The sequence below is a fragment of the Sandarakinorhabdus limnophila DSM 17366 genome (assembly GCF_000420765.1).
Taxonomy (GTDB): Bacteria; Pseudomonadota; Alphaproteobacteria; order Sphingomonadales; family Sphingomonadaceae; genus Sandarakinorhabdus; species Sandarakinorhabdus limnophila.
The window spans coordinates 164,636-185,724 of the sequence record NZ_ATVO01000006.1; the positions used below are offsets into that span (position 1 = coordinate 164,636).

At 65.7% G+C, this 21,089-nt stretch carries 21 protein-coding genes; 8 read left to right on the forward strand and 13 right to left on the reverse strand.

Features of this window, described 5'->3' with window-relative positions:
- Nucleotides 1-114 precede the first annotated feature (114 nt).
- Nucleotides 115-2,922, reverse strand: coding sequence for a M16 family metallopeptidase (locus G566_RS0108510; RefSeq protein ID WP_022680251.1), 2,808 nt, complete (start codon nucleotides 2,920-2,922; stop codon nucleotides 115-117).
- Nucleotides 2,923-2,984: 62 nt separating this feature from the next.
- On the opposite strand from G566_RS0108510, the gene G566_RS0108515 reads away from it, so the two are divergent.
- Complete coding sequence (locus G566_RS0108515) at nucleotides 2,985-4,649, forward strand: M28 family peptidase (protein ID WP_022680252.1); 1,665 nt, start codon at nucleotides 2,985-2,987, stop codon at nucleotides 4,647-4,649.
- Nucleotides 4,650-4,653: 4 nt separating this feature from the next.
- On the opposite strand, the gene G566_RS0108520 is transcribed toward G566_RS0108515, so the two are convergent.
- The 5 genes from G566_RS0108520 to G566_RS0108535 form a co-directional block, all read right to left on the reverse strand.
- Nucleotides 4,654-5,718: a 5-(carboxyamino)imidazole ribonucleotide synthase gene (locus tag G566_RS0108520; protein ID WP_022680253.1), complete on the reverse strand. Its 1,065-nt coding sequence runs from the start codon at nucleotides 5,716-5,718 to the stop codon at nucleotides 4,654-4,656.
- A complete protein-coding gene (gene purE / locus G566_RS0108525) occupies nucleotides 5,718-6,221 on the reverse strand; it encodes a 5-(carboxyamino)imidazole ribonucleotide mutase (protein ID WP_022680254.1) in 504 nt (167 codons plus the stop codon). The genes G566_RS0108520 and purE overlap by 1 nt, the downstream gene beginning before the upstream one ends.
- Nucleotides 6,222-6,313: 92 nt before the next feature.
- Nucleotides 6,314-6,742, reverse strand: a complete 429-nt coding sequence (locus G566_RS13975) for a hypothetical protein (RefSeq protein WP_051135996.1) — start codon at nucleotides 6,740-6,742, stop codon at nucleotides 6,314-6,316.
- Nucleotides 6,743-6,895, reverse strand: coding sequence for a hypothetical protein (locus G566_RS15395; RefSeq protein ID WP_156874470.1), 153 nt, complete (start codon nucleotides 6,893-6,895; stop codon nucleotides 6,743-6,745).
- A gap of 140 nt (nucleotides 6,896-7,035) precedes the next feature.
- Nucleotides 7,036-7,410 carry a DUF4345 family protein gene (locus G566_RS0108535; protein WP_022680255.1) on the reverse strand — a complete coding sequence of 125 codons (375 nt, stop codon included), beginning with the start codon at nucleotides 7,408-7,410 and terminating at the stop codon, nucleotides 7,036-7,038.
- 101 nt (nucleotides 7,411-7,511) lie between these two features.
- Here G566_RS0108535 and G566_RS0108540 point away from each other — a divergent pair, with 101 nt between their 5' ends.
- Both G566_RS0108540 and G566_RS0108545 read left to right on the forward strand, forming a co-directional pair.
- On the forward strand, nucleotides 7,512-8,558 hold the full coding sequence (locus tag G566_RS0108540) for an MBL fold metallo-hydrolase (protein ID WP_029131442.1): 1,047 nt from the start codon (nucleotides 7,512-7,514) through the stop codon (nucleotides 8,556-8,558).
- Nucleotides 8,559-8,570: 12 nt separating this feature from the next.
- Nucleotides 8,571-9,194: a YoaK family protein gene (locus G566_RS0108545; RefSeq protein ID WP_029131443.1), complete on the forward strand. Its 624-nt coding sequence runs from the start codon at nucleotides 8,571-8,573 to the stop codon at nucleotides 9,192-9,194.
- 115 nt (nucleotides 9,195-9,309) lie between these two features.
- Here the strand turns inward: G566_RS0108545 and G566_RS0108550 are convergent, their stop codons facing one another.
- Genes G566_RS0108550 through G566_RS0108565 form a run of 4 tightly spaced genes read right to left on the reverse strand, consistent with a single transcriptional unit; the run spans nucleotide 9,310 to nucleotide 12,551 of the window.
- A complete protein-coding gene (locus G566_RS0108550; protein WP_022680256.1) occupies nucleotides 9,310-9,960 on the reverse strand; it encodes a 2-hydroxychromene-2-carboxylate isomerase in 651 nt (216 codons plus the stop codon).
- The gene (locus tag G566_RS0108555; protein ID WP_022680257.1) at nucleotides 9,957-10,367 is read right to left on the reverse strand and encodes a DUF1330 domain-containing protein; all 411 of its coding nucleotides are present in this window, start codon (nucleotides 10,365-10,367) and stop codon (nucleotides 9,957-9,959) included. Before G566_RS0108555 ends, G566_RS0108550 begins: the two co-directional genes overlap by 4 nt.
- Before the next feature lie 5 nt (nucleotides 10,368-10,372).
- Complete coding sequence (locus G566_RS0108560) at nucleotides 10,373-11,278, reverse strand: haloalkane dehalogenase (protein WP_022680258.1); 906 nt, start codon at nucleotides 11,276-11,278, stop codon at nucleotides 10,373-10,375.
- On the reverse strand, nucleotides 11,253-12,551 hold the full coding sequence (locus G566_RS0108565; RefSeq protein ID WP_051136007.1) for a spinster family MFS transporter: 1,299 nt from the start codon (nucleotides 12,549-12,551) through the stop codon (nucleotides 11,253-11,255). Before G566_RS0108565 ends, G566_RS0108560 begins: the two co-directional genes overlap by 26 nt.
- A 91-nt stretch (nucleotides 12,552-12,642) precedes the next feature.
- Here G566_RS0108565 and G566_RS0108570 point away from each other — a divergent pair, with 91 nt between their 5' ends.
- From G566_RS0108570 to G566_RS0108590, 5 genes are all read left to right on the forward strand, one after another.
- The gene (locus G566_RS0108570) at nucleotides 12,643-14,076 is read left to right on the forward strand and encodes an NAD-dependent succinate-semialdehyde dehydrogenase (RefSeq protein WP_022680260.1); all 1,434 of its coding nucleotides are present in this window, start codon (nucleotides 12,643-12,645) and stop codon (nucleotides 14,074-14,076) included.
- Nucleotides 14,077-14,116: 40 nt separating this feature from the next.
- Nucleotides 14,117-14,845 carry a 3'(2'),5'-bisphosphate nucleotidase CysQ gene (locus G566_RS0108575; RefSeq protein ID WP_022680261.1) on the forward strand — a complete coding sequence of 243 codons (729 nt, stop codon included), beginning with the start codon at nucleotides 14,117-14,119 and terminating at the stop codon, nucleotides 14,843-14,845.
- Between the two features lie 116 nt (nucleotides 14,846-14,961).
- Nucleotides 14,962-15,891, forward strand: coding sequence for a hypothetical protein (locus G566_RS0108580; RefSeq protein WP_022680262.1), 930 nt, complete (start codon nucleotides 14,962-14,964; stop codon nucleotides 15,889-15,891).
- Entirely contained in the window at nucleotides 15,888-16,424 is a 537-nt protein-coding gene (locus G566_RS0108585) for a DUF2141 domain-containing protein (RefSeq protein ID WP_029131445.1), read from the forward strand. The genes G566_RS0108580 and G566_RS0108585 overlap by 4 nt, the downstream gene beginning before the upstream one ends.
- Before the next feature lie 92 nt (nucleotides 16,425-16,516).
- Nucleotides 16,517-17,683 carry a glycosyltransferase gene (locus G566_RS0108590; RefSeq protein ID WP_022680264.1) on the forward strand — a complete coding sequence of 389 codons (1,167 nt, stop codon included), beginning with the start codon at nucleotides 16,517-16,519 and terminating at the stop codon, nucleotides 17,681-17,683.
- Here G566_RS0108590 and G566_RS15600 read toward each other — a convergent pair.
- From G566_RS15600 to G566_RS0108605, 3 genes are read right to left on the reverse strand one after another with little or no spacing between them, the layout of a single operon-like run.
- Nucleotides 17,680-17,847, reverse strand: coding sequence for a hypothetical protein (locus G566_RS15600; protein ID WP_022680265.1), 168 nt, complete (start codon nucleotides 17,845-17,847; stop codon nucleotides 17,680-17,682). The genes G566_RS0108590 and G566_RS15600 overlap by 4 nt on opposite strands.
- Before the next feature lie 57 nt (nucleotides 17,848-17,904).
- Nucleotides 17,905-19,041, reverse strand: coding sequence for an aminotransferase class I/II-fold pyridoxal phosphate-dependent enzyme (locus G566_RS0108600; RefSeq protein WP_022680266.1), 1,137 nt, complete (start codon nucleotides 19,039-19,041; stop codon nucleotides 17,905-17,907).
- 40 nt (nucleotides 19,042-19,081) lie between these two features.
- On the reverse strand, nucleotides 19,082-21,004 hold the full coding sequence (locus tag G566_RS0108605; RefSeq protein ID WP_029131446.1) for a S41 family peptidase: 1,923 nt from the start codon (nucleotides 21,002-21,004) through the stop codon (nucleotides 19,082-19,084).
- Between the last annotated feature and the right edge of the window lie 85 nt (nucleotides 21,005-21,089).

The following is a 21,089-nucleotide window of genomic DNA, read 5'->3' on the forward strand; positions in this document are numbered from 1 at the left end:
AATCAGTACGGCCCCAATTCAGCATGACGGTCGTTGGGAAATAGAGGCGAAGCCAAATCAAACGGGTGCAGGGACTAAGTCCCTGCCCGCCGGAGGCCCTCCTTGCTTACGAACTCACGGGGCTGCGCGCACCTTCACCGGCAGCCCCAGCGCCTTCAGCTGCGGCTCCACCTTGGCGCGATCGCCCACCACGATCCACAACAGCTTGTCCGTATCGAATAGCTGCACCGCGCGGTTCAGATCGGCCGTGGTCAGCGCGCCCAGGCGGCGGGCGGAGGTGACGTAATAATCGTCCGGCCGGCCGAGGATCTGGTTGCGTTCCATGGCGGAAAGGAAGGCGGTGCCGCGTTCGAATTCGCCGGGCAGGGCCAGCACGGAGTTGGCGATGCTGCGATTGCGTTCTTCGGCGGTGATCGGTTTGGCGGCCTTGATGGCGGCGATATCGCCGATGATCGCCTTCATGCTGTCGGCGGTGCGGTCAGTCTGGACCGGGGCATAGACGAGGCTGGTCAGCTGCCCCTTGCCGTCGGTCAGGCCAGCATAGGCACCATAGGCCCAGTTCTTTTCCTCGCGGATATCGGTGGTGATGCGGCTGGTGGAAAGCCCGCCCAGCACATCGATGGCGGCGCGTTCGGCGATCAGATCCTGCATGCCGGTGATGGGCAGCATCGCGCCTGCCAGTATCAGGCTTTGCGGGCTGTTGGGCCGGTCAACCAGGATGATGCGGGCCGCTTGCGGCGGCGGCGCGGCGGCAGCGGTAATCGTGCCGGCCGGGGTGGCGGGATCGGCGCGCCAGTTGCCGAAGGCGGCGTCCAGCTGCGGCTTCAGTTCGGCGGCCGTGATGTCCCCCACCACGAACAATGTGCCGCGATCCGGGCGGATCCAGCGCTTGTGCCAGGCCACCAGCGCATCGCGGGTGATGGCTTTCAGGCTGTCGGCGGTCCCAAGCCCGCTCGGCGGCGCGCCATAGGGGTGATCGGGGCCATAGAGCGCCGGCGAAAGGATGCGCTGGGCGATGCCAATCGGATTGCTGGCCTCCTGCTGCAGGGCGGTGAGCATCTGGCCGCGCACGCGCTCGATCTCGGCCGGCGGATAATCCGGGCGCTGCACGATATCGGCAAACAGGCTGAGCGAGGCGCCGAGGTTGGACTTCAGCGCATCGAGGGAAATCCGCGTGCGGTCCATGCCCGGCGAGGCGCCGATGCCGGCGCCCAGCCGTTCGCGCAGTTCGGCAATATCGGTGCCGCTGCGGCCGGCGGCGCCTTCGTCCATCAGGTTCAACGCCATCGACTGGATGCCGAGCGACCCGCGCTCATCCGCTGCCCGGCCGCCTTCCACGCTGAGCAACATGCGCACCAGCGGCACGGTGGTGCGGCGGGCGAGTTCCACCTTCAGGCCATTGGCCAGGGTGAAACGCTCGATCGCCGGCCATTGCAGCAGCGGCGGTTGGCCCACGGCGGGTTCGGCCATGCGGGCCGGGCCGATGGCGGGCGGGGAGCTGGCGGCCACCTTGGGCGGCGGTGGCACCTCTTCGGCGGCCGGCCGTTCGCCGGGCAGTACGGTCTGCACATAGGCGCTGGTGGTCAGCCACGCACGCGCGGCGGCCTGCACATCGGCGGGGGTGGCACCTGCATACCAGGCGAGCTCCGTGCGATATTGTTCGGGATTGCCGGCATAAACCGCGCCTTCGGCCAGCGCGACGGCCTTGCCGCCAAAGCCGCCCACGGCTTCGAGGCCGCGGATGGTTCCGGCGACATTGCGGGTTGCCACGCGGCCCACTTCATCAGCGCTCGGCCCCTTGGCGATGAATTCCGCCAGCGCCTGCTTCACTGCGGCTTCTACAGCTTCCGGCTTCACGCCAGGCGCCAGCGTCACCTCGATTTCGGCCATGCTGACCTTTTCAAAGGCCTGCACGCCGCCACTCACAGACACGGCGAGCTTCTTCGTGCGCACCAGTTCGTTGTACAGCCGCGATGATGATCCGCCGGCCAGCACCGTCAGCGCCACATCGGTCAGCACGGCGGCGCGGTCGAGCCGGCCCGGCACCGGCCAGTGCAGCGAAACGCGCGGCGTCGGCACCTTGTCGTACAGAGTCTCGCGACGTTCCGTGGTCCAGCGCGGCACCGGCGCGTCGAGGCGCTTCACCTCCGGACCCCGGTTGATCGGCCCAAAATATTTCTCGACCAGCGGCTTGGCAGTGGCGGCATCAATATCGCCGGCCAGCACCAGCACGGCATTGTTGGGGCCGTAATTGGCGCGGAACCAGCTTTGCACATCAGCCAGGCTCGCCCCGTTCAGATCGGCCATCGAACCGATGCTGTCGTGATGATAGGGGTGGCCCTCCGGAAACAACGCCTTCAACGTGGCATAGCCGGTGAGGCCAAAGGGCGCGTTGTCGCCCTGGCGCTTTTCATTCTGCACCACGCCGCGCTGCGCATCCAGCTTGGCCTTCGTCACGGCACCAAGCAGCCAGCCCATGCGATCGGATTCCAGATACAGCGCCAGATCGAGCGCTTGGGTCGGCACATTTTCGAAATAGTTGGTGCGATCGAACCAGGTGGTGCCGTTGGCATCGGTGGCGCCCACATCCTCCAGCTTCTTGAAGAACACGCCGTCGTTGTTCTCGCTGCCGTAGAACATCAGATGTTCGAACAAATGGGCAAAGCCGGTCTTGCCACGGGGCTCGTCCTTGGAACCGATGTGATACCAGACACTGACGGCCACGATCGGCGCCTTGCGATCGGTGTGGACGATGACGCGCAGGCCGTTGGGCAGGGTGAACTGTTCGTAGGGGACCTGCACCTGGCTCACCAGCGCAGCGAAGCTGGCCGGTTGGGTGGAGGACACGGCACCAGTCTGGGCCAGCACCGGTTGCACCAGCATCGTGGTGGCAGCCAGTGCCACCAGAAAATTGCGGATCATCGACAAAACCTCACTCAATCTTGCAGTTTGCACAGGTTTAGCCTGACTGATACGAAACGCCAATGATCAAGCGTACGTTCCTCGTCTCCGCCGCCCTGCCGCTCATCGCCGCAGCCGCTCCCGCCCCAAAGGCCGATCCGCTGGCTGCGTCGTTCCGCGCCCATGTCGCCTTCCTGGCCGATGATCTGCTGGAAGGCCGCGGCATCGGCTCGCAAGGCCACGAGATTGCGGCCAATTATATCGCGCAGCATTTCGCCCGCCTGGGCCTGCAGCCCGCCGGCGATAAGGGAACGTGGTTCCAGCGCGTGAACTTCGCCGAAAGCCGCTTCGCCAGCGAGGGCGAGACCGCGGTGATGGAAACCGGGGCGGGCAAGACAATCACGCTCGAAAATGGTGTCGGCCTGGTGCTGTCCCCCGGCGATCTCGCCGGCCCGGAAAGCATTAGCGGTGAAATGGTATTCGTCGGCTATGGCCTGCAGGACAAATCGCAGGGCATCGATGATTTCGCCGGCCTTGATCTGAAGGGCAAATATGCCGTGGTACTGTCGGGCGCGCCCGACGGCATGAACAGCGAAGTCGCCGCCCACCTGGCCCGCACCTCCAAGGGCATCGCCGCGCTGCAGGCCGGCGCCCTTGGCCTGATCACCGTGCGCACCCTGAAGGAAGCGGCGCGCCTGCCGTGGGAAAAATTCGCGCCGCGCGCCCGCCTGCCGCGCCGCGTGCTGCTTGGCCCCGATGGACAGGCGCTGGGCGATGGCGCCGGCCTGAAGGTGCGCGCCAGCATCGATGATGCCGCTGCCGCCGCCATTTTCGCCGGTTCCGCCATGAGCTTTGCCGATGTGCAGGCTGCGGCCGCCAAGGGCCCGGTGAAGAGCTTCCCGTTGCAGGGCCGGTTCAAGATCAACCGCGCCACCAAGCTGGAACGTATTTCCAGCCCCAACGTTCTCGGCCTGCTGCCCGGCACCGACAAGACGCTGGCCGCCGAAATCGTGGTGATTTCTGCCCACAGCGACCATGTTGGCGTGAAGGCAGTTGGTAGTTCGGGCCCAAAGCCCGGCGAAGACCGCATCTTCAACGGCGCCATGGACAATGCCAGCGGCACCGCCACGATGATGGAAGCCGCCACCGCGCTGGTGAAGGCGCCGCCGAAACGCTCCGTGCTGTTCCTCGCCACCACGGCGGAGGAATCCGGGCTGCTGGGCGCCGATTATTTCTCGCGCCAGCCCACGGTGGACGTAAAGCGCATCGTGGCCGACGTGAACATCGACATGCCGATCCTCACCTGCGATTTCGGTGATGTGGTGGCCTTTGGCGGGGACCGTTCAACGCTGGGCCCCACAGTCGCTGCCGCCGCCAAGGCGATGAAGCTCGGCCTGTCGCCCGATCCGCAGCCGGAAGAAGCGGTGTTCACCCGTTCCGATCATTATCCCTTCGTCCGCAAGGGCGTGCCTTCGGTGTTCCTGAAGACAGGCTGGACCGACACCAAGGGCGGCATGGCCTGCAAGGACGCCGAACGGGCGTTCCGCCTCAACAGCTATCACGAAGTGTCCGACCAGCTTGATCTGCCATTCGATTGGGCCGCCGCCGCAAAATGGAGCCGGCTGAACACTGACATCATCCGCCGCATCGCCAACGGCACGGCCGCGCCGCGCTGGTATGAAGGCGATTATTTCGGCACTGCCTTTGCGCCGACTGCGCCGAAAGCGCCGAAGCCGAAAGCGCGCTGAGGCGCTATTTCCCCAGCCGGGTCACATGGCCCATCTTGCGGCCGGCCCGGCTTTGCGCCTTGCCGTAAAGATGCACATGCGCCGTGGGGTCGGCCATCAGGCGCGGCCAGTCGGCCACATCGTCGCCGATCAGATTGGTCATCTCGATCCGGGCTGACATCAGCGTCGTCGGCCGCAGCGGCAGGCCCACCACGGCGCGGACATGGTTTTCAAACTGGCTGGTGGCGCTGCCCTCGATCGTCCAATGGCCGCTGTTGTGCACGCGCGGCGCAATCTCGTTGAAGCGCGGGCCATCCTTGCAGGCGAAGAATTCGGCGGTCAGCACGCCGATGTGGCCCAGCTTTTCCGCCACGGTGCGGGCCAGTTGCACGGCTTCGGCGGCTTGCGCGCGCACCAGTGCCGGCGGCGGCAATGTGGAGGTGGCAAGGATCCCGCCCTTGTGCAGGTTCACCGGCACCGGCCAATCCACGATGCTGCCATCCTGCCCACGGCACAGGATCACGCTAAATTCATGGGCAAAATTCACGAAGCCTTCGAGAATCGCCGGCTGGCAGCCAATCGCTGCCCACGCGGCATCGGCATCGCCCGCCACCATGATGCGGGCCTGGCCCTTGCCATCATAACCGAACCGTCGCGTCTTCAGGATCGCCGGCAGGCCCACCTGCGCAATCGCCGCGTCCAGCGCCTCGCGGCTGTCCACCTGCGCCCAGGTCGCCGTGCGCCCGCCCAGCCATTCGACGAACTGTTTTTCGGCCATGCGGTCCTGCGCGACTTCCAGGCTGTGCGCACCGGGGTGAACAGGCACATCAGATGCCAGCTGCCGCACCGCCTCGCGGTCGACATTCTCCCATTCCAGCGTCACCACATCCACGGCGGCTGCAAAGGCCTTCAGCGCCGCTGCATCGCCATACTCGGCCCGCGTGGTGAACGCCGCCACTTCGCTGGCCGGCGCGTCGGCTTCCGGCGCAAAGATGTGGCAGCGATAGCCCAGCTCGGCTACGGCCAGCGCCAGCATGCGGCCCAATTGGCCGCCGCCCAAAATGCCGATGGTGGAGCCGGGTGCCAGCATCAGGGCAGATCATCCGACGGGACCAGCGCCACCGCGTCCGTTTGCGCCTGCCGCCAGGCTGCCAGCCGGCCGGCCAACGCCGCATCATTCAGCGCCAGGATGGCCGCCGCCTGCAACGCCGCGTTCACCGCACCGGCCTTGCCGATGGCGAATGTGCCCACCGGCACGCCGGCCGGCATCTGGACGATGGAAAGCAGGCTGTCGATGCCCTTCAGCGTGCGCGATTCGACCGGCACACCCAGCACCGGCAGCGCCGTCATGCTGGCGGCCATGCCCGGCAGATGCGCCGCGCCGCCCGCGCCAGCGATGATCACATTCAGACCTCGGGCTGCCGCGCCCCGCGCATAATCGAACAGGCGATCCGGGGTGCGGTGGGCCGAAACGATGCGGGTTTCGTGGGGCACGCCAAGCGCCAACAATATATCGGCGGCGTGCACCATCGTCTGCCAGTCAGACTGACTGCCCATAATGATGCCAACCAGCGGTGCCGCGTCGCTTGCCATGGCAATTCTGCCCTTTTTTGCCCGGAACCGAGCCCTTGGAAAGAGCCACGCCTTAACCGCCAGCCCTTTCCGGCGCAAAGAAAATCAGCCCTTCAGCGCTTTGCGAACAGCAACGCCGCCACGGCCGCTTCGATCACCTGCGCGGCGCCGACATGATCCAGCCGCTGGCGATCGCGCAAGCGGCCATAGGCTTCCAGGCTCAGCCACAGGTCCAGCTGTTCGAACCACAGATGGTCGGACTTCACGTCCGGCGGCACCGCGCCTTCCAGCCGGGCGCGCAGCATCAGCGTGAGCGCATCCAGACCGTGGTTGAGCAGCGGCGAACGTTGCCGGTGCATGTCGGCCGCGCGGTGATAGGGCAGCACGGTTTCGAACATCTCCATGCGGCGGGTCATTGCCTCGCCAACCTGGCCCTGCCAGCTGCTGGCCCCATAGGGCCGGGAAAGATGCGTGTAGCGTCGGCCGATCCGTTCGATGACCGCGACATAAAGCCCGTCCATGTCGCCGAAATGGCGGAACACCTATCGCAGGCCCACCCCGGCACGCGCGGCAATCGCCTCGGCACCCGGAATGCCCTGGTCTTCATCCACCAGGGCGATCACGGCGTTGATGATGCGATCCCGGCTCGCCACCGATCGCAGGCGCCGACCATCAATCTCCGCAGCTTCCGGCACGCGTCAGGCCCCCATATGCACTGGCTTTCAGACTGCCATTGCGACCGCTCCGATGCCACCTGTAAAAGGTTAACAATTGCCGTGACATAGCCGCCAGCGCGACCGGCTGCGACGAAAGCGCGACCGATTGAGCGCCAAGCTCAGCGCGCGAAGCTGCGCCGTGCCAGCAACAGGGCCACAATCATCACCGCTTCGGCAATCATCGGCGGATAAGCCGTGGGTACGGCGCCATCCAGGGCCAGCGATACCGTGCGGCCAATGATGGCTATGGCAAGCAGCAGCAACGGCACCTGCAGCGCCTTGTCATCCTTCTTCACCGCCCCGATAAGCGCAAACACGCCGCCTGTGATGAAGAAACCGGGGAAATCGGCCCGCAGCGTTGCCAGGCCCTGGCTGCCCAGCGGTGACAGGAAAAACTGCCCAGCCAATCGCGCCGGATTGAGCAGGAAGCCCAAGCCGATCGCAATATTGAACACCGCGATCAAACCGATCACCACCCGCATCACGCCTGCCATATCCCATATTCCCCAAAATGTTGGCGGCCACCCTATCAGGCCGGCGCGCACTGAAAACCAGTCCATTGTCAGAAGGTCAGCTTTCGCCTAGCAAGCGATTCATGCGCCGTCTCCTGTTGCTTCTGTTGATCCTCGCTGCTGTGGGCGGGCTGTGGTTGCAACGCGCGCCGTTGGGCGAATTTGTGTTCAGCCAGATTGCCGAGCGCCGCGCCGGACGCAATGCGCTGGCCGCCTATAGCGACGGCCTCACCCTGGTCTTCTGCGGCACTGGTTCCCCCGTGCCAGATCCGCAGCGCGCCGAGGCGTGCCTTATGGTGAAGGCCGGAGACAATCTGCTGCTGATCGATGGCGGCGATGGCGGGGCCCGCAAGCTTGGCGGCTTTGGCGTGCCGCTGGGCGGGCTTGATGCCGTGCTGCTCACCCATCTGCACAGCGATCATATCGAAGGCCTGGTGCCGGCGCTGCTGCTGCGCTGGACCGGCAGCGCAGCCACCACGCCGCTGCCGCTGATCGGCCCGCCCGGCACCAGCGATGTCGCGGCCGGCTATAATTTGATGATGAAGGCCGATGCCGGTTATCGCACCAGCCATCATGGCCCGGCCATCGTGCCGCCCGGCGGCGGGCAATTTGCCGGGCAGGACAGGCCGGCTGGCGTGGTGTGGAATTCCGGCGGCCTGGTGATCACCGCCTTTGAAGTCAACCACGCGCCGGTCGCCCCGGCCTATGGCTATCGCATCCAGTACAAGGGCCGCACCGTTGTGGTGAGCGGCGACACCGCTGCCACGCCGGCGATGGCGCAGGCCGCCAGGGGCGCAGACGTGCTGGTGCACGAAGCGCTGCAGCCGCGCCTTGTTGCCGCCCTCACGCGCGGGTTGGCCGCGGCCAACCAGCCGCGCACGGCGCAGATCACCCGCGACATCCTCACCTATCACACCACGCCCGAACAGGCCGCCACCGCTGCCGCCCAAGCCGGCGTGCAGATGCTGATGCTCACCCACATCGTGCCGCAATTGCCCAGCCGTTTCTTCGAAGCGGCCTTCCTGGGTGACGCGCCGCAGCGCTTTGCCGGCCCGATCCGCATCGCGCACGATGGCACGGTGCTGCACCTGCCGGCCGGCAGCCGCGCGATCGAGGAACATGATCTGTAACGGCATGCGCTGATGCACGATCATCCGCGCCGTGATCAGGCGATTGCCGCGGCGCTGGCGGCGTTGGCCGGCTATGTCGATGCCGTCGGCTTCGTTGCGTCGGGCGGCCTGTTCATCAGCTTCATGAGCGGCAACAGCACGCGGCTGGGCATTGGCCTGGCGCAAGCCAGCCAGTTCGCCGCACTGGCCGGCAGCCTGCTGGCCGCGTTCGTCGCCGGGGTGACGCTGGCCACGCTGATTGGCCGCCGCCTGAACAGTCACCGCCGGCGTGGGCAGTTGCTGCTGGTGGCCGCGCTGCTGGGCGGCGGTTTCACGCTGGGCCAGATCGGCTTCACCTGGCCGGGGCTGTTGCTGGCGGCGATGGCGATGGGCGCCGAAAACTGCGTGTTCGAGGCCGGCGGCAACGTGCGGATCAGCCTCACGTTCATGACCGGCAATCTCGTCAAGATCGGCCAGCGGCTGGCGCTGGCGCTCACCGGCGGGCCGGCGCTGGCCTTTCTGCCGTGGCTGCTGCTGTGGCCGGCAATGATCGGCGGCGCCGTGGCCGGCGCGCTGGCCTGGCCGCTGCTGGGCATGGCCAATCTGGGGGTGGCGGCTGCCGTGGCGGCCGGGCTGGCGCTGCTGATCGACCTTTAGACTCTGTGGCATCCGCACCAAACCGCTCATGCCGAGCTTGTCGAGGCACGCACCACAGTCCGTGCGTGCCTCGACAAGCTCGGCATGAGCGGGTTTGTTTGGTTGGCAGAGCTGCTCAGCGCGCCTGCAGGCCTTTCTGCTTCAATCGCCAGACCAGTTGATCGAAACGGTCCTGGCCAAAGAAGGGCTCGCCTTCCAGCGCCATCAGCGGCACGCCATAATGGCCGGCCGCGCGCTGGGCGTCCTGATTGGCCTCGATCTGGCTGCGATAATGATCGGGGTTGGCGGCCACGGCGGCATCGAGCGCGGCCAGATCAAGCCCGGCCCGCGCGGCGGCTTGCGCCAGGTGATCGCCCTGGTGCCAATCGTCCACCGTGCCCGACCAGATAGTGTGGGACACCGCGCGGATGAACTCCAGCCCGCGCCCGGCTTCCGTCGCAGCAATGCCGAGCTGCGACAGGCGGTGGATGTGCGGCTGTTCCGGCGGATAAAGCCGGGTCGCCGGGTCCATATAGACTGGGTCGGGCTTGGGCCAGCGATAGGGCATGCCCAGAAACTCAGCCTCGCGATACGTGTCCTTCATCAGATAGAACACCCACAACGGATCGACCTTCTGGAAGAAATCCGCCTGCCGCACCGCAATCGGATAGACGATGCGCACGGTGCAGGTAACGTCGTGGCTCGCCACCAGATCGACCACGCGCGGCAGCAACAGATAGGAATAGGGCGAACGGAACGACCAGAAGAGATCGAAATTCAGGCTCATTGCGGCGCCTTCGTGCGGATGTTCAATTGCCCGGCCAGACCGGCGTAACGGTGGATCTCGATCGCCTGATATTCGGGCAGCGCCACCATCTGCAGCATCGCCTGCGGGCTGGGGTAATAGGCCAGCGCGACGGCATCCCACATCTCCTCGACATCGCCGAGCAATATCCCCGTCACCGGGCCGGAATAGACCACCCGGCCGCCGACCTTTTCAATGCAGGCCACCACGCCGGCGCCATAGCGGTTATAGGCGTCGCGCCCCGAAAGATCAGGATCGCGCCCATCGGGATAGGTCGCCTTGTCCTTGAACTTCAGCATGTTGACCATGACCATCGGGCCATGATCGGCATCGCTGAAAAACGCCTGTGCCAGTTCCGGCCGCGGCGCGGTTTCGTTCTTCACCTGCATGTGTCTTACCCCCGATTGATGTGATCAAGGATGATGCGCACGAGCTCCTCGGGCGCATCTTCCTGCAAAAAATGCCCGCCGCCCTGCACGATCGTGTGCGGCTGGCCCTTGGCGCCGGGCACGCGTTCAATGAAGATTTTCTCGCCGCCGTGGGTGACGGCGTCCTTGTCGGAAAAACAGGTGACGACGGGCTTCTCGAAACGGCTCAGCACCTCCCACGCCGCCTTGTTCTCAGGCACGCTGGCGTGTTCCGGCGTGATCGGCACCAGGGTGGGGAATTGGCGGGCGCCTTCCTTGAAGCTTTCATCCGGGAAGGGCGCTTCATAGGCGGCAACTTCGGCGGGCGTCAGATCGCGGGTGCAGCCGCCGTTGACGATAAAGCCGACCGGGAAGGTTTCCACCCGCTGGCTGAACGCCAGCCAGGCGTTGAAGCCTTCCGACCAGCCGGTGCCGATCGGCAGCCCGGTGTTGCCGATCATCAGCCGGGCAAAACGCTCCGGAAAGGCTGCGACAAGGCGCAGGCCGATCAGACCGCCCCAATCCTGGCAGAACAGGGTGATGTCGGTGAGGTCGAGCGCAGTCAGCCAGTCGCTCATCCATTCAACATGGCGTTCGAACGTGTAATCATTGCGATCCGCCGGCTTGTCGGATTTGCCGAAGCCGATCAGATCGGGCGCCACCACGCGGTGGCCGGCGGCGACCAGCGGCGGCACGAACTTGCGGTAGAGATAGCTCCAGCTCGGTTCGCCGTGCATCAGCAGGATCGGTGCCGCCTCGCGGTTGCCTTCATCAACATAATGGAGGCGCAACGGCGATCCGGTCGCCCGGTCCTTGATCTCCAGATAATGCGGGGCAAAGGGATAATCGGTGAGGCCGGCAAAGGCCTCATCCGGCGTGCGCAACACTCGCATTCATGGATTCCTTTTGATTGGCCTCGCGGCCCAGTGCGCGTGCACCGAGCCAGAACAACAGCGCCGGGACAAGACCCGCCCACGCCGCGAAATACAGCACGATGCGCACCGATTGCGTACCATATTCCGGCTTCAGCATGTCAGACAATGCACCAAACAGCAGAGGTCCAAGCCCAAGCCCGATCAGATTCTGCGCAAACACCATCCACGCTGCCGCCATCGCCCGCGTATCGGGCCGCGCCAGCACCTGTGCCGCGCCATAGGCCGGGCCATAATAGGCGGAATTGGCGATAGTGGGCAGCACCAGCAGCGCAATCGCCAGCCGCCAATCATCGACCATGTAACCGGCAAACAGCACCGGTGCCGCCAGCACCATCGCCCAGGCCGGCAGGGTGAGCATGTGGCGACGATCCTTCGATCCGAACTTGTCCGCCGCCCAGCCGCCGAGCCAGGTGCCGACAATGCCGGCAATGCCCAAGATCACGCCCACCCAGATTGCCGTCTGCCCAACCGAAAGCTTGTGGGTCCGCTGGAAATAGACCAGCACCCACACGCCCTTGCCATAGGACAGGAACGCCACCAGCGACGCGCCCGACAGCACCAGGCAATAGGCCGGCGAGGTTGCCAGCAATTTCAGGCTCGCCCACATCGACAGCCGTGGCGGCGCATCGGCCGGTGCCGCGCGGCCAAGGCGCGGATCCTTCAGGAAAAACCACACGAACACCGCCAGCAGCAGCCCGGGGATGCCCACCACCCAGAAAGCTTCTCGCCATCCCAGCGCTTCGGCCATGCCGCCGCCGATCAACGTGCCCAAAAGGCCGCCAATGGGGATGCCCAGCCCGAAAAAGGCGATGCCGCCGGCGCGTTTTTCCGGCGGCAGGCTGTCGGCAATCAGCGCATGCGCGGTTGGCGTGCAGCCGGCCTCCCCCACGCCAACCCCGATGCGCGCCAACAGCAACTGCCAGAAATTCTGCGCCACCCCGCACAGCGCCGTCATCACCGACCACACCGCCACGAACACGGCGATCATCCGGCTGCGGTTGCTGCGGCCATTATCGGCCACCCGCGCGATCGGCACACCCAGCGTGGCATAGAAGAGCGCAAAGGCGAGGCCCGTCAGCAGGCCCAACTGGCTGTCGGACAGATCAAGATCGCGCGAAATCGGTTCGGCCAGGATGGCCACGATCTGCCGATCGATGAAGTTGAAGATATAGACGACCAACAGCGTCCACAGCAGCAGCCGCGGATGCGGCGCGCCTTGCGGCTTCTCCATCATCATCTCCCCAAACTTTTGTGCAGCCTGCCCTCGCCGCTCTTGGCTGGCAAGCTGGTTCCATTAGAGAGGAGACAAGGAGACTCCCAGCATGACCGCTTATCCTGCCCGCCCTGCCCTGTTCATCGATGGCCACTGGCTCTCCGGCGAAGGCCGCGCCACGCACCAGGTGGTCAACCCCGCCACCGGCGCCGTGCTGGCCGAACTGCCGCTGGCCACCACCGCCGATCTGGATGCCGCGCTTGATGCCGCCGCGCGCGGCTATCCGCTGTGGCGCGCCACATCGGTGGACGAGAAGGCCGCCGTGCTGGCCGGCGCCGCCCGCCTCATGCGCGAACGGGTCGAAATGATCGCCACCACTGCCACCCTGGAACAGGGCAAGCCACTGGCCGAAGCCCGGGCCGAGCTGGCGTATAGCGCCGCGCTGGTCGATTTCTACGCCGGCGAAGTGCGCCGCAACTATGGCCGCGTGCTCACCCGCCCCACCGGGCAGCGCAGCCTGGTCATCCACGAACCGGTCGGGCCTTCGCTGGCGCTGTGCCCGTGGAACTTCCCGATCCTCAACCCGGCGCGCAAGCTCGCCCCCGCGCTGGCCGCCGGTTGTTCGATGATCATCAAGCCGCCCGAAGAAGCGCCGGGCACGGCCGTTCTGGTGCTGCAATGCTTCATCGATGCCGGCCTGCCCGCCAGCGTCGCCTCGATGGTGTTCGGCGTGCCCGACACGGTCTCGCGCCACCTCATTGCCAGCCCGATCATCCGCAAGATCAGCTTCACTGGCTCCGTGCCGGTGGGCAAGCATCTGATGCGGCTGGCGGCTGACGGCGCCAAGCGCACCACCATGGAACTGGGCGGCCACGGCCCGGTGATCGTGTGGGATGATTGCGACATCGAAAAGACCGTCACCATGGTTTCGGCCTTCAAATGGCGCAACGCCGGCCAGGTCTGCGTGTCCCCCACCCGCCTGATCGTGCACGAAGCCATTGCCGATCGCTTTGCCGCCGCCATGGCGCAGCGGGCCAAGGGTCTCACCGTCGGCTCCGGCCTCGATGCCGCCACCCAGATGGGCCCGCTCGCCAACCCGCGCCGGCCGCAGGCGATGGAAAGCCTGATCGGCGATGCGCTGGCACAGGGCGCCACCCTGCTGGCCGGCGGCGAGCGTGTGGGCAGCACCGGCAATTTCTGGGCGCCCACCCTGCTCGCCGATGTGCCGCTTTCTGCCCGCCTGATGAACGAAGAACCGTTCGGCCCGGTGGCGCTCATCCACCGGGTCAGCACGATGGAGGACGCCATCGCCGAGGCCAACCGGCTGCCCTTCGGCCTTGCCGCCTATCTGTTCACCGAAAATGCCCGCACCGCCAATCTGATAGCCGATGCGGTCGAATCCGGCATGGTCGGCATCAACACCATGGCGATGAGCGCGGCGGATTCGCCGTTCGGCGGGGTGAAGGATTCAGGCCACTGCAGCGAAGATGGCCCGGAAGGCATGCGCGCCTTCCAGGTGATCAAGGCTATCCACCAGCATTGACGAGGTTGCAGACGGCCGCCCCGGCTGGCAGGGAGCGCGCATGACTGACGCTGAACTCGCCCGCCACCTCGCCCACGTCGCCGGGCAGATGCTGCTGGAACTCCGCAGCGGCCCGGCCGAAGGCAAGGCTTTGGGTGCCGAGGGCGACCGCATCAGCAATGCGTTCCTTGTCGCCGAACTGCGCCGGCTGCGCCCAGATGATGCAATCCTATCGGAAGAAGAAGCGCCCGATCTGGCCCGGCTGCAGTACGCCCGTGTCTGGCTGGTCGATCCGCTGGACGGTACCCGCGAATATGGCGAACGCCGCGATGATTGGGCGGTGCACGTGGCGCTCAGCATCGATGGCCGCATCGCCGATGGCGCGGTGGCACAACCAGCGCTGGATCAGACCATCTGCACCCAGCACCCGCCTTCGCTGCATCCCGAAGCCGCACGCTTGCGCATCGTCGTCTCGCGCAGCCGTCCCGCCGCGTGCGCCGATGCCCTGGCCGCCAGCATCGGCTGCGAACTCGTGCCGATGGGCAGCGCCGGCGCGAAAACCCTGGCCGTGCTGCGCGGCGAGGCCGATGTCTATCTGCACCAGGGCGACATGCACGAATGGGACAGCGGCGCCCCCGCCGCGGTGGCCCAGGCCGCCGGCCTGTGGGTGAGCCGCGTTGATGGCAGCCCGCTGGTGTTCAACCAGCCGCGTCCGCTCACGCCTGATATATTGATCTGCCACCCCGGCCGCGCTCCGGCCCTGCTGGCGGCCATCGCGCCGCTGCTGTGATGAACCGGGCATGAGGGAAATAGGGCACCAATCCGGCAAAATCCGCCGCTGCACGGTCGTCAAATTGCCATATTGGGCCTCTAGGGCCGGCGTGAGTTAGGATTTTGGCCCCGGGAATGCTTCGAACCGACGCTGCAACTGCCCCGGCAGGCCCCGATGGCCTGCCGCCCAGCCTGCCCGCCCTGCCGCGCAGCGAACGCGGCTGGACCTGGTGGGTTGGCACCATCATCACGCTTGCCGTGCTGGTGGCCGCAATGCTGCAACTGGCGCAGCTCGATCTGGCGCGCGTGGCGGCCATCGTGCCAAGCTCGCCGGCCTTCTGGCTGGTGTTTGCGCTGTCCTATTTTGCCGGGCCGCTCGGCGATTATGTCATTTTCCGCCGGCTGTGGCAGATCCCGGTCGCCGGTTTCTTCGCGCTGCTGCGCAAGCTGATCGGCAACGAGCTGATCACCGGTTATGTCGGCGATCTCTATTTCTACACTTGGGCGCGGCAGCGCACCAGCATGACCTCGGCGCCGTTCGGCGCCGTGAAGGATGTTGCCATCCTGTCGGCCATGGCAGCCAATGCCGTGACGCTGGTGCTGATGGTGCTGGCCTATCCGCTGCTTGATACGCTGCATCTCGGCATTGATTCCACGGCCTTCTTCGCTTCGGTGGCGCTGATGCTGGTGATTTCCAGCGGCGTCTTGTTCTTTCGCAAGAAGCTGTTCAGCCTGCCGGCGCGCGATCTCTGGGTTGTCACCTTCGTGCAGACCGCGCGCGTGATCGCCACCTTGGTGCTCACCGGGCTGTGCTGGCACCTGGCGCTGCCGGCGGAATCGGTGGAATTGTGGGTGCTGCTTTCGGCCATGCGCATGCTGCTGTCGCGGCTGCCGTTCCTGCCCAACAAGGATGTGGTGTTTGCCGCGCTCGCGGTGTTCATGATCGGCCAGGATGCCGAAGTGGGCGCGCTGATGGCGATGATGGCCAGCCTGCTGCTCGCAACGCATTTGGGCCTTGGCCTGTTGCTGGTGAGCGGCGAAGCGGCTGGATGGCGCAAGAAATGAAGATGGTCTGGCTGGCGGCACTGATGGTGCTGATCCCTGCGGCGGCGTGCGCGCAGGTGGAATCCAATCCCGATCTGGGAAAAGCTGAAGGCCAGTGCCGGCCCAACGAAGCCGGTTCGGCGGTGATCGTGACGGTTGTGGGCCTGAAGGACCGGCGCGGCACCCTGCGCGCCGAGCTGTATCCCGATAATGATCAGGATTTCCTGCAGGACGACAATATCCTGATCAACCAGGGCAAGACCTTCCGCCGGGTGGAAATGCCCTTGCCGCAGGCCGGCGCCGTGCAATTGTGCGTGCGCACCCCCGGCCCCGGCGCCTACACGCTGTCGCTGCTGCATGACCGCGATTCCAATCGGAAGTTCGGCCTGTCCACCGATGGCGTGGGCTTTCCGAACAATCCGAAATTGGGCCTGTCCAAGCCCAGGGCTGCCGCCACGCGCTTCCAGACTGGGCCGGGCCTGACGCAGATTTCCATCCGCCTCAATTACCGCCGTGGCCTGTTCAGCTTCGGCCCGTTACGGGACGGTGATTGATCAGGAGCGATTGATCGGGGCTTGACCGCAGGCGCGGCCCGGCAGATTGACCGGATTGCGCCAAGCACAGGTGCAGGAGTATCGCTTCACCCATGCATCTCGTCGACATCTCGGCGCTTTATTCCCCGCAGGGTGGCGGCATACGCACCTATACCCACCGCAAGCTGGAAGTGGCGGAAAAGCACGGTGTGCGGCTGACCGTGGTGGTGCCGGGCGCCGACGACAGCGTGCGCGAAGTGGGCAAGGCGCGACTGGTCAACATCAAGAGCCCGCGCTTCCCGCTGGATCGCAACTATTTCTATTTCGCCAGTGATCGGATCATCCACGATGCGCTGGATGAATTGCAGCCGGATTTCATCGAGTGCTCCTCGCCATGGGGCAGTGCGGCGGCCGTGGCCGATTGGCCGGGCGCCGCGCCGCGCAGCCTGTTCATGCACGCCGAGCCGCTGTCGGCCTGGGTCTATCGCTATCTCGATGGCTTCCTGCCGCGCCAGACGATCGACCGCAGCTTCGATTGGTTCTGGCGCTATCTGCGCCGGCTCGACGCCCGTTATGATCAGGTGATTTCGGCGGCACCCAGCCTGTCGAAACGGCTGCGCGATGGTGGGCTCACACATGTGGTCGACAATGCGCTGGGGGTGGACCCAGGCGTGTTCTCCCCGGCCAATCGTGATGCAGAACTGCGCGCCCGCCTGCTCGCCCAATGCAGCCTGCCGCCAGACGCCACGCTGCTGATCGGCGTGGGCCGCCACAGCCATGAAAAGCAATGGCCGATGGTGATCGCCGGCGTGACCGCCGCCAGTTACGGCCGGCCGCTGGGTCTGATCATCCTGGGCGATGGCCATGCCCGCACCGCCGTGGCGCGCGCGGTCGGCGAAAACCCACATATCCAGCTGATCGCCCCGGTTCGCGACCGCCCGGAATTCGCCCGCATCCTCGCCAGTGCCGACATGATGGTGCACGGCGCGCCGGCCGAAACCTTCGGGATCGCCTGCGCCGAAGCCCGCGCCAGCGGCCTGCCGCTGATCGTGCCGGATGCAGGCGCGGCATATGATCAACTCGAACCGGGCATCGGCATGGCGTTCAAGTCATTGGATGCCGCCAGCCTCGCCAGCACCATTGCAGACGCCATCCCTGGGCTGCCAGCGATGCGCGCCAATGCCGTGGCGGCGGCACCCTTCGCCCGCACCATTGATGCGCATTTCGAAGCGCTGTTCCGCGGCTTTGCCGAAGTGCTGGAGAACCGCCGGGCGGCTTAACGGGTTAGCGCGTAATAGATCACGTAGAACCACGACAGCAGCCCGTGGATGATCACCCACAGCAGCGACTTGTGCAGGCTCCAGCTGATGGTGACGGCTATGGCCGAGCCAAGGCCGATCCCAGTGCGAACCACTTCCCCGCTGCGCAGACGCTGTTCGGCCATATCCTGTCTCCCCTGTTGCGCGGCCACAGTGCATTAGTTGGGCAATACACGCAAGGCTCAGGCCGCGAACATCGCCCGTGCCCGGTTCAGCCGCGCCGCGCCTTCATCCAGGATGGCATCAGACTTGGCGAAGCACAGCCGGATGAACGGCGTCTGCTGGCCATCGGGCATGAAGGCCGAAAGCGGGATGGCGGCGATGCCGGGATCGATCACCGCCGCCTCGCAGAAATCACGATCTCCCATTTCGATGCCAGATGCTGCCAGATCGGCCATCACGAAGTAACTGCCCTGCGTTGGCAGCAATTTCCAGCCGTGGCGGGCAAGATCCGTCACAAGCCGGTCCCGCGCCGTCACAAAGCCGACGCGGGCGGCAGCAAACCAGGCATCCGGCAGCGCCAGCCCGGCAACAACTGCGGTCTGCAGCGGCGGGGCGGTGGTGAAGGTGAGATATTGGTGCACCTGCGCAACTTTCTCGGCCAGCGCCGCTTCCGCCACCACCCAGCCCACCTTCCAGCCGGTCAGCGCCAGCAGCTTGCCGGCCGATCCGATCTTGATCGTGCGCTCCGGCGCTTGGGGATAGGGCGAGACGTGCGGCGCATCGCCGGTGATCACTTCCTCCCACACCTCGTCGCTGATGATGGTCAGGTCATGCTTGCGGGCCATCTCCACGATGGCCGCCAGCATCGCCGGGCCGGCCATGCCGCCGGTGGGATTGTGTGGCGTGTTCAACAGGATAGCGCGGGTATCCGGCGTAATCGCCGCTGCAATCGCCGCGGCGCTTGCCTGCCAGTCGGGCGGCTGCAGTTCCACCCACACCGGCCGAGCGCCTGCCCGCTGCACCAGCGGCGCATAGGCATCATAGGCCGGCGCGAACAGGATCACCTCATCGCCGGTCCCCGCCACTGCCATGATGCTCGCTGCCAGTGCCTCAGTGGCGCCCGATGTGACGATCACCTGTGCCGGCGTAAGGTCCAGCCCCTGCCGCCGGCCATAGAAATCCGCCACCGCCCGGCGCAGTTCCGGCAGGCCGCGCATCGGTGGATACTGGTTATAACCCGTTGTAATTGCTTCTGCTCCCGCCGCCAGCACCGCATCGGACCAGCCGAAATCCGGAAAGCCCTGCCCCAGATTGATGGCATCATGCTGCCGGGCCAGGCCCGACATATGCTCGAAGATGGTGGTCCCGGCTTGCATCCACGTGTCTTGCCATGTCGGTGGGCGGGGTGCCAACCCCTCAGGCGGCGGGCCGCAACTGATAGCTGTGGCGCATGATGAACGGCTGGCCCGCCGTGCGGCTCATCCGGGTCAGCCGCAGCACCGGGCCATCGCGGGTGAGGATTTCCAGCACCATCACCTTGCGGCCATTTTCTTCGCCGCTGCCATCAGCGACCAGCGTGACGCTGCCATTGGCACCTCGTCGGAATTCGGCGATGGCCATGGTTTCACTGGATTTTCCGCCCTTGATCACCAACGATTTTCCATCCGGCGTGAAGGACCAGTTCTCGCCGTAGCGCACCGTCTTGCCGGGGCCATCGTCGAACGTCCAGGCGATGCTAAGGCCATTGGCGCTCATCAGCGTCGGCAAGGTAACGCGGCTGTCATTGCCATAATCGCGATAGTCGAGCGTGCCGGCCCAGTTGCCGGCCAGCGCGGCGGTGAGCGTGGCGGCGGCATCGACCGGCGGCGCCGGCAGGCTGCGCGCCACTTCCACCGCGCGGTCCCGGCCGGCTTCGAAATCGGCCAGGGTCGGCACTACCTGCACATCCGCCTTCATGCCCCGACGGGGCGTGAACTGCTTGATATTGGTGAAGCTTCTGAACTGCGGCACGCGCACGCGAATATGGCTTTCGGGCAGCCCGAGATTGAAGATGTTACCCGCCGTCGGCCCCTCCGCGCTGCCCGAAGTATCCTCCCCCACCAGCGTCACGTCGCGCCGATCCTTAAGCCAGGCGATGGTCATGGTCGCGCCCGATCCATTCTGCGGTCCGGTCAGCACGGTCAGCCGGCCCGTGAACCGCTGAGTGACCGGCAGTGGCTGGTGTTCGATCGTGCTGTCATCATCGTCGCTCTCGTCGGTGCCGGTAGGGATCCGTTCGAGCAGGCTGTCACCGGTGCGCCGGTAGGCCGATTCCGGCGGATTAAACTGCGCCTCGCGGTCACCCCAGGTCTCGATATGTTTCGGCAGGTCGCCAAACCTTATGGTCTTGGCGCGAATGGACGTGGTCAGTTTGAACGGCGTGTCGAGAAGGTGCCGCCCCAGCGCGATGGTCGGATCGGTGGAGCCGCCGCCGTTGTTCCGCAGATCAAGAACGAGATGCTCCGTCCCGGCCGCCTTCATCGCGTTGAAGAAGCCGCTGAGATAGGGCGTTGCAGCCACCGGGTTCCGATAGTTGACGAAAGTGTCGATCTTCAGGCGGGCTGTCTTCCCGGCCATGCGCCAGGTGATCCCGTTATAGAATTCATTGCGGTATTTGCCGTCGGGCGCGTCGAGCTGAGTCCATTGGTCAAAACTGATCGGCGCCAGCTGGCTGGTCTTGGCGGCCGCTTCTCCCGGCACCTTCCACGCGATATCCCACTGGCTGGGCGCTCCGAACAGGCCGGGCCAATATTCCTCCAGATCGCTGCCGCCCAGGTCGCTGTCGTCGGCGATCTTCACCGCAATCGCCTGATCGGTTTCACCATCATAGGCCACCAACGGCGCCACCGCGTTCAGGATCTGCGACACCTGCCGGCCGTTGATGGCGGTGATTTCGGCGCCTTTGGGCAGCGCACCCGATACCACGATCATCCGGCCTTCGATCAGCTTGAAACGCAGCGGCAAGTGGCTGGCGTTGGTCTGGCGCCATTCTGCGATGGCGTCGGGCAGCTCGGGCTTGGAATGATCGCAATGGATGCTGGCCACCATGCGCGCGATCTCGCGGTGCAGGGCAAGCGTGCCGATCGGTTGCCTCGCCTGCGCCTCCAACCGAGCGAAGCTGGCATCCACCTGCGCCTTGGACACATAGCGATAGAGGCCGGGGTGGATCGTCTCCAGCGCCCGCCGCATCAGCGCGACATCGCTGCTGGCCTGCGCCGGGGTGAGCATCGGGTTGGGCATATCAGCCGCGATTGCGGGAGCAGAGGCAAGCAGGGCGGCGAGCAAGGCCGTGCGGATCATGGCGGGTCTTTCGGTTCGGGTTGACTCCCTGCCCACTCCCCGATTCGGTAGCGCAGATCGCCCGAAACGCTGAACTTTGCGCAAT

What these genes read in the sequence shown, in the direction of transcription:
- G566_RS0108510 (WP_022680251.1), bottom strand. Translation starts at nt 2,922, where the DNA reads ATGATCCGCAATTTTCTGGTGGCACTGGCTGCCACCACGATGCTGGTG.
- G566_RS0108515 (WP_022680252.1), top strand. Translation starts at nt 2,985, where the DNA reads ATGATCAAGCGTACGTTCCTCGTCTCCGCCGCCCTGCCGCTCATCGCC.
- G566_RS0108520 (WP_022680253.1), bottom strand. Translation starts at nt 5,718, where the DNA reads ATGCTGGCACCCGGCTCCACCATCGGCATTTTGGGCGGCGGCCAATTG.
- purE (WP_022680254.1), bottom strand. Translation starts at nt 6,221, where the DNA reads ATGGCAAGCGACGCGGCACCGCTGGTTGGCATCATTATGGGCAGTCAG.
- G566_RS0108535 (WP_022680255.1), bottom strand. Translation starts at nt 7,410, where the DNA reads ATGGCAGGCGTGATGCGGGTGGTGATCGGTTTGATCGCGGTGTTCAAT.
- G566_RS0108540 (WP_029131442.1), top strand. Translation starts at nt 7,512, where the DNA reads ATGCGCCGTCTCCTGTTGCTTCTGTTGATCCTCGCTGCTGTGGGCGGG.
- G566_RS0108545 (WP_029131443.1), top strand. Translation starts at nt 8,571, where the DNA reads ATGCACGATCATCCGCGCCGTGATCAGGCGATTGCCGCGGCGCTGGCG.
- G566_RS0108550 (WP_022680256.1), bottom strand. Translation starts at nt 9,960, where the DNA reads ATGAGCCTGAATTTCGATCTCTTCTGGTCGTTCCGTTCGCCCTATTCC.
- G566_RS0108555 (WP_022680257.1), bottom strand. Translation starts at nt 10,367, where the DNA reads ATGCAGGTGAAGAACGAAACCGCGCCGCGGCCGGAACTGGCACAGGCG.
- G566_RS0108560 (WP_022680258.1), bottom strand. Translation starts at nt 11,278, where the DNA reads ATGCGAGTGTTGCGCACGCCGGATGAGGCCTTTGCCGGCCTCACCGAT.
- G566_RS0108565 (WP_051136007.1), bottom strand. Translation starts at nt 12,551, where the DNA reads ATGGAGAAGCCGCAAGGCGCGCCGCATCCGCGGCTGCTGCTGTGGACG.
- G566_RS0108570 (WP_022680260.1), top strand. Translation starts at nt 12,643, where the DNA reads ATGACCGCTTATCCTGCCCGCCCTGCCCTGTTCATCGATGGCCACTGG.
- G566_RS0108575 (WP_022680261.1), top strand. Translation starts at nt 14,117, where the DNA reads ATGACTGACGCTGAACTCGCCCGCCACCTCGCCCACGTCGCCGGGCAG.
- G566_RS0108580 (WP_022680262.1), top strand. Translation starts at nt 14,962, where the DNA reads ATGCTTCGAACCGACGCTGCAACTGCCCCGGCAGGCCCCGATGGCCTG.
- G566_RS0108585 (WP_029131445.1), top strand. Translation starts at nt 15,888, where the DNA reads ATGAAGATGGTCTGGCTGGCGGCACTGATGGTGCTGATCCCTGCGGCG.
- G566_RS0108590 (WP_022680264.1), top strand. Translation starts at nt 16,517, where the DNA reads ATGCATCTCGTCGACATCTCGGCGCTTTATTCCCCGCAGGGTGGCGGC.
- G566_RS15600 (WP_022680265.1), bottom strand. Translation starts at nt 17,847, where the DNA reads ATGGCCGAACAGCGTCTGCGCAGCGGGGAAGTGGTTCGCACTGGGATC.
- G566_RS0108600 (WP_022680266.1), bottom strand. Translation starts at nt 19,041, where the DNA reads ATGCAAGCCGGGACCACCATCTTCGAGCATATGTCGGGCCTGGCCCGG.
- G566_RS0108605 (WP_029131446.1), bottom strand. Translation starts at nt 21,004, where the DNA reads ATGATCCGCACGGCCTTGCTCGCCGCCCTGCTTGCCTCTGCTCCCGCA.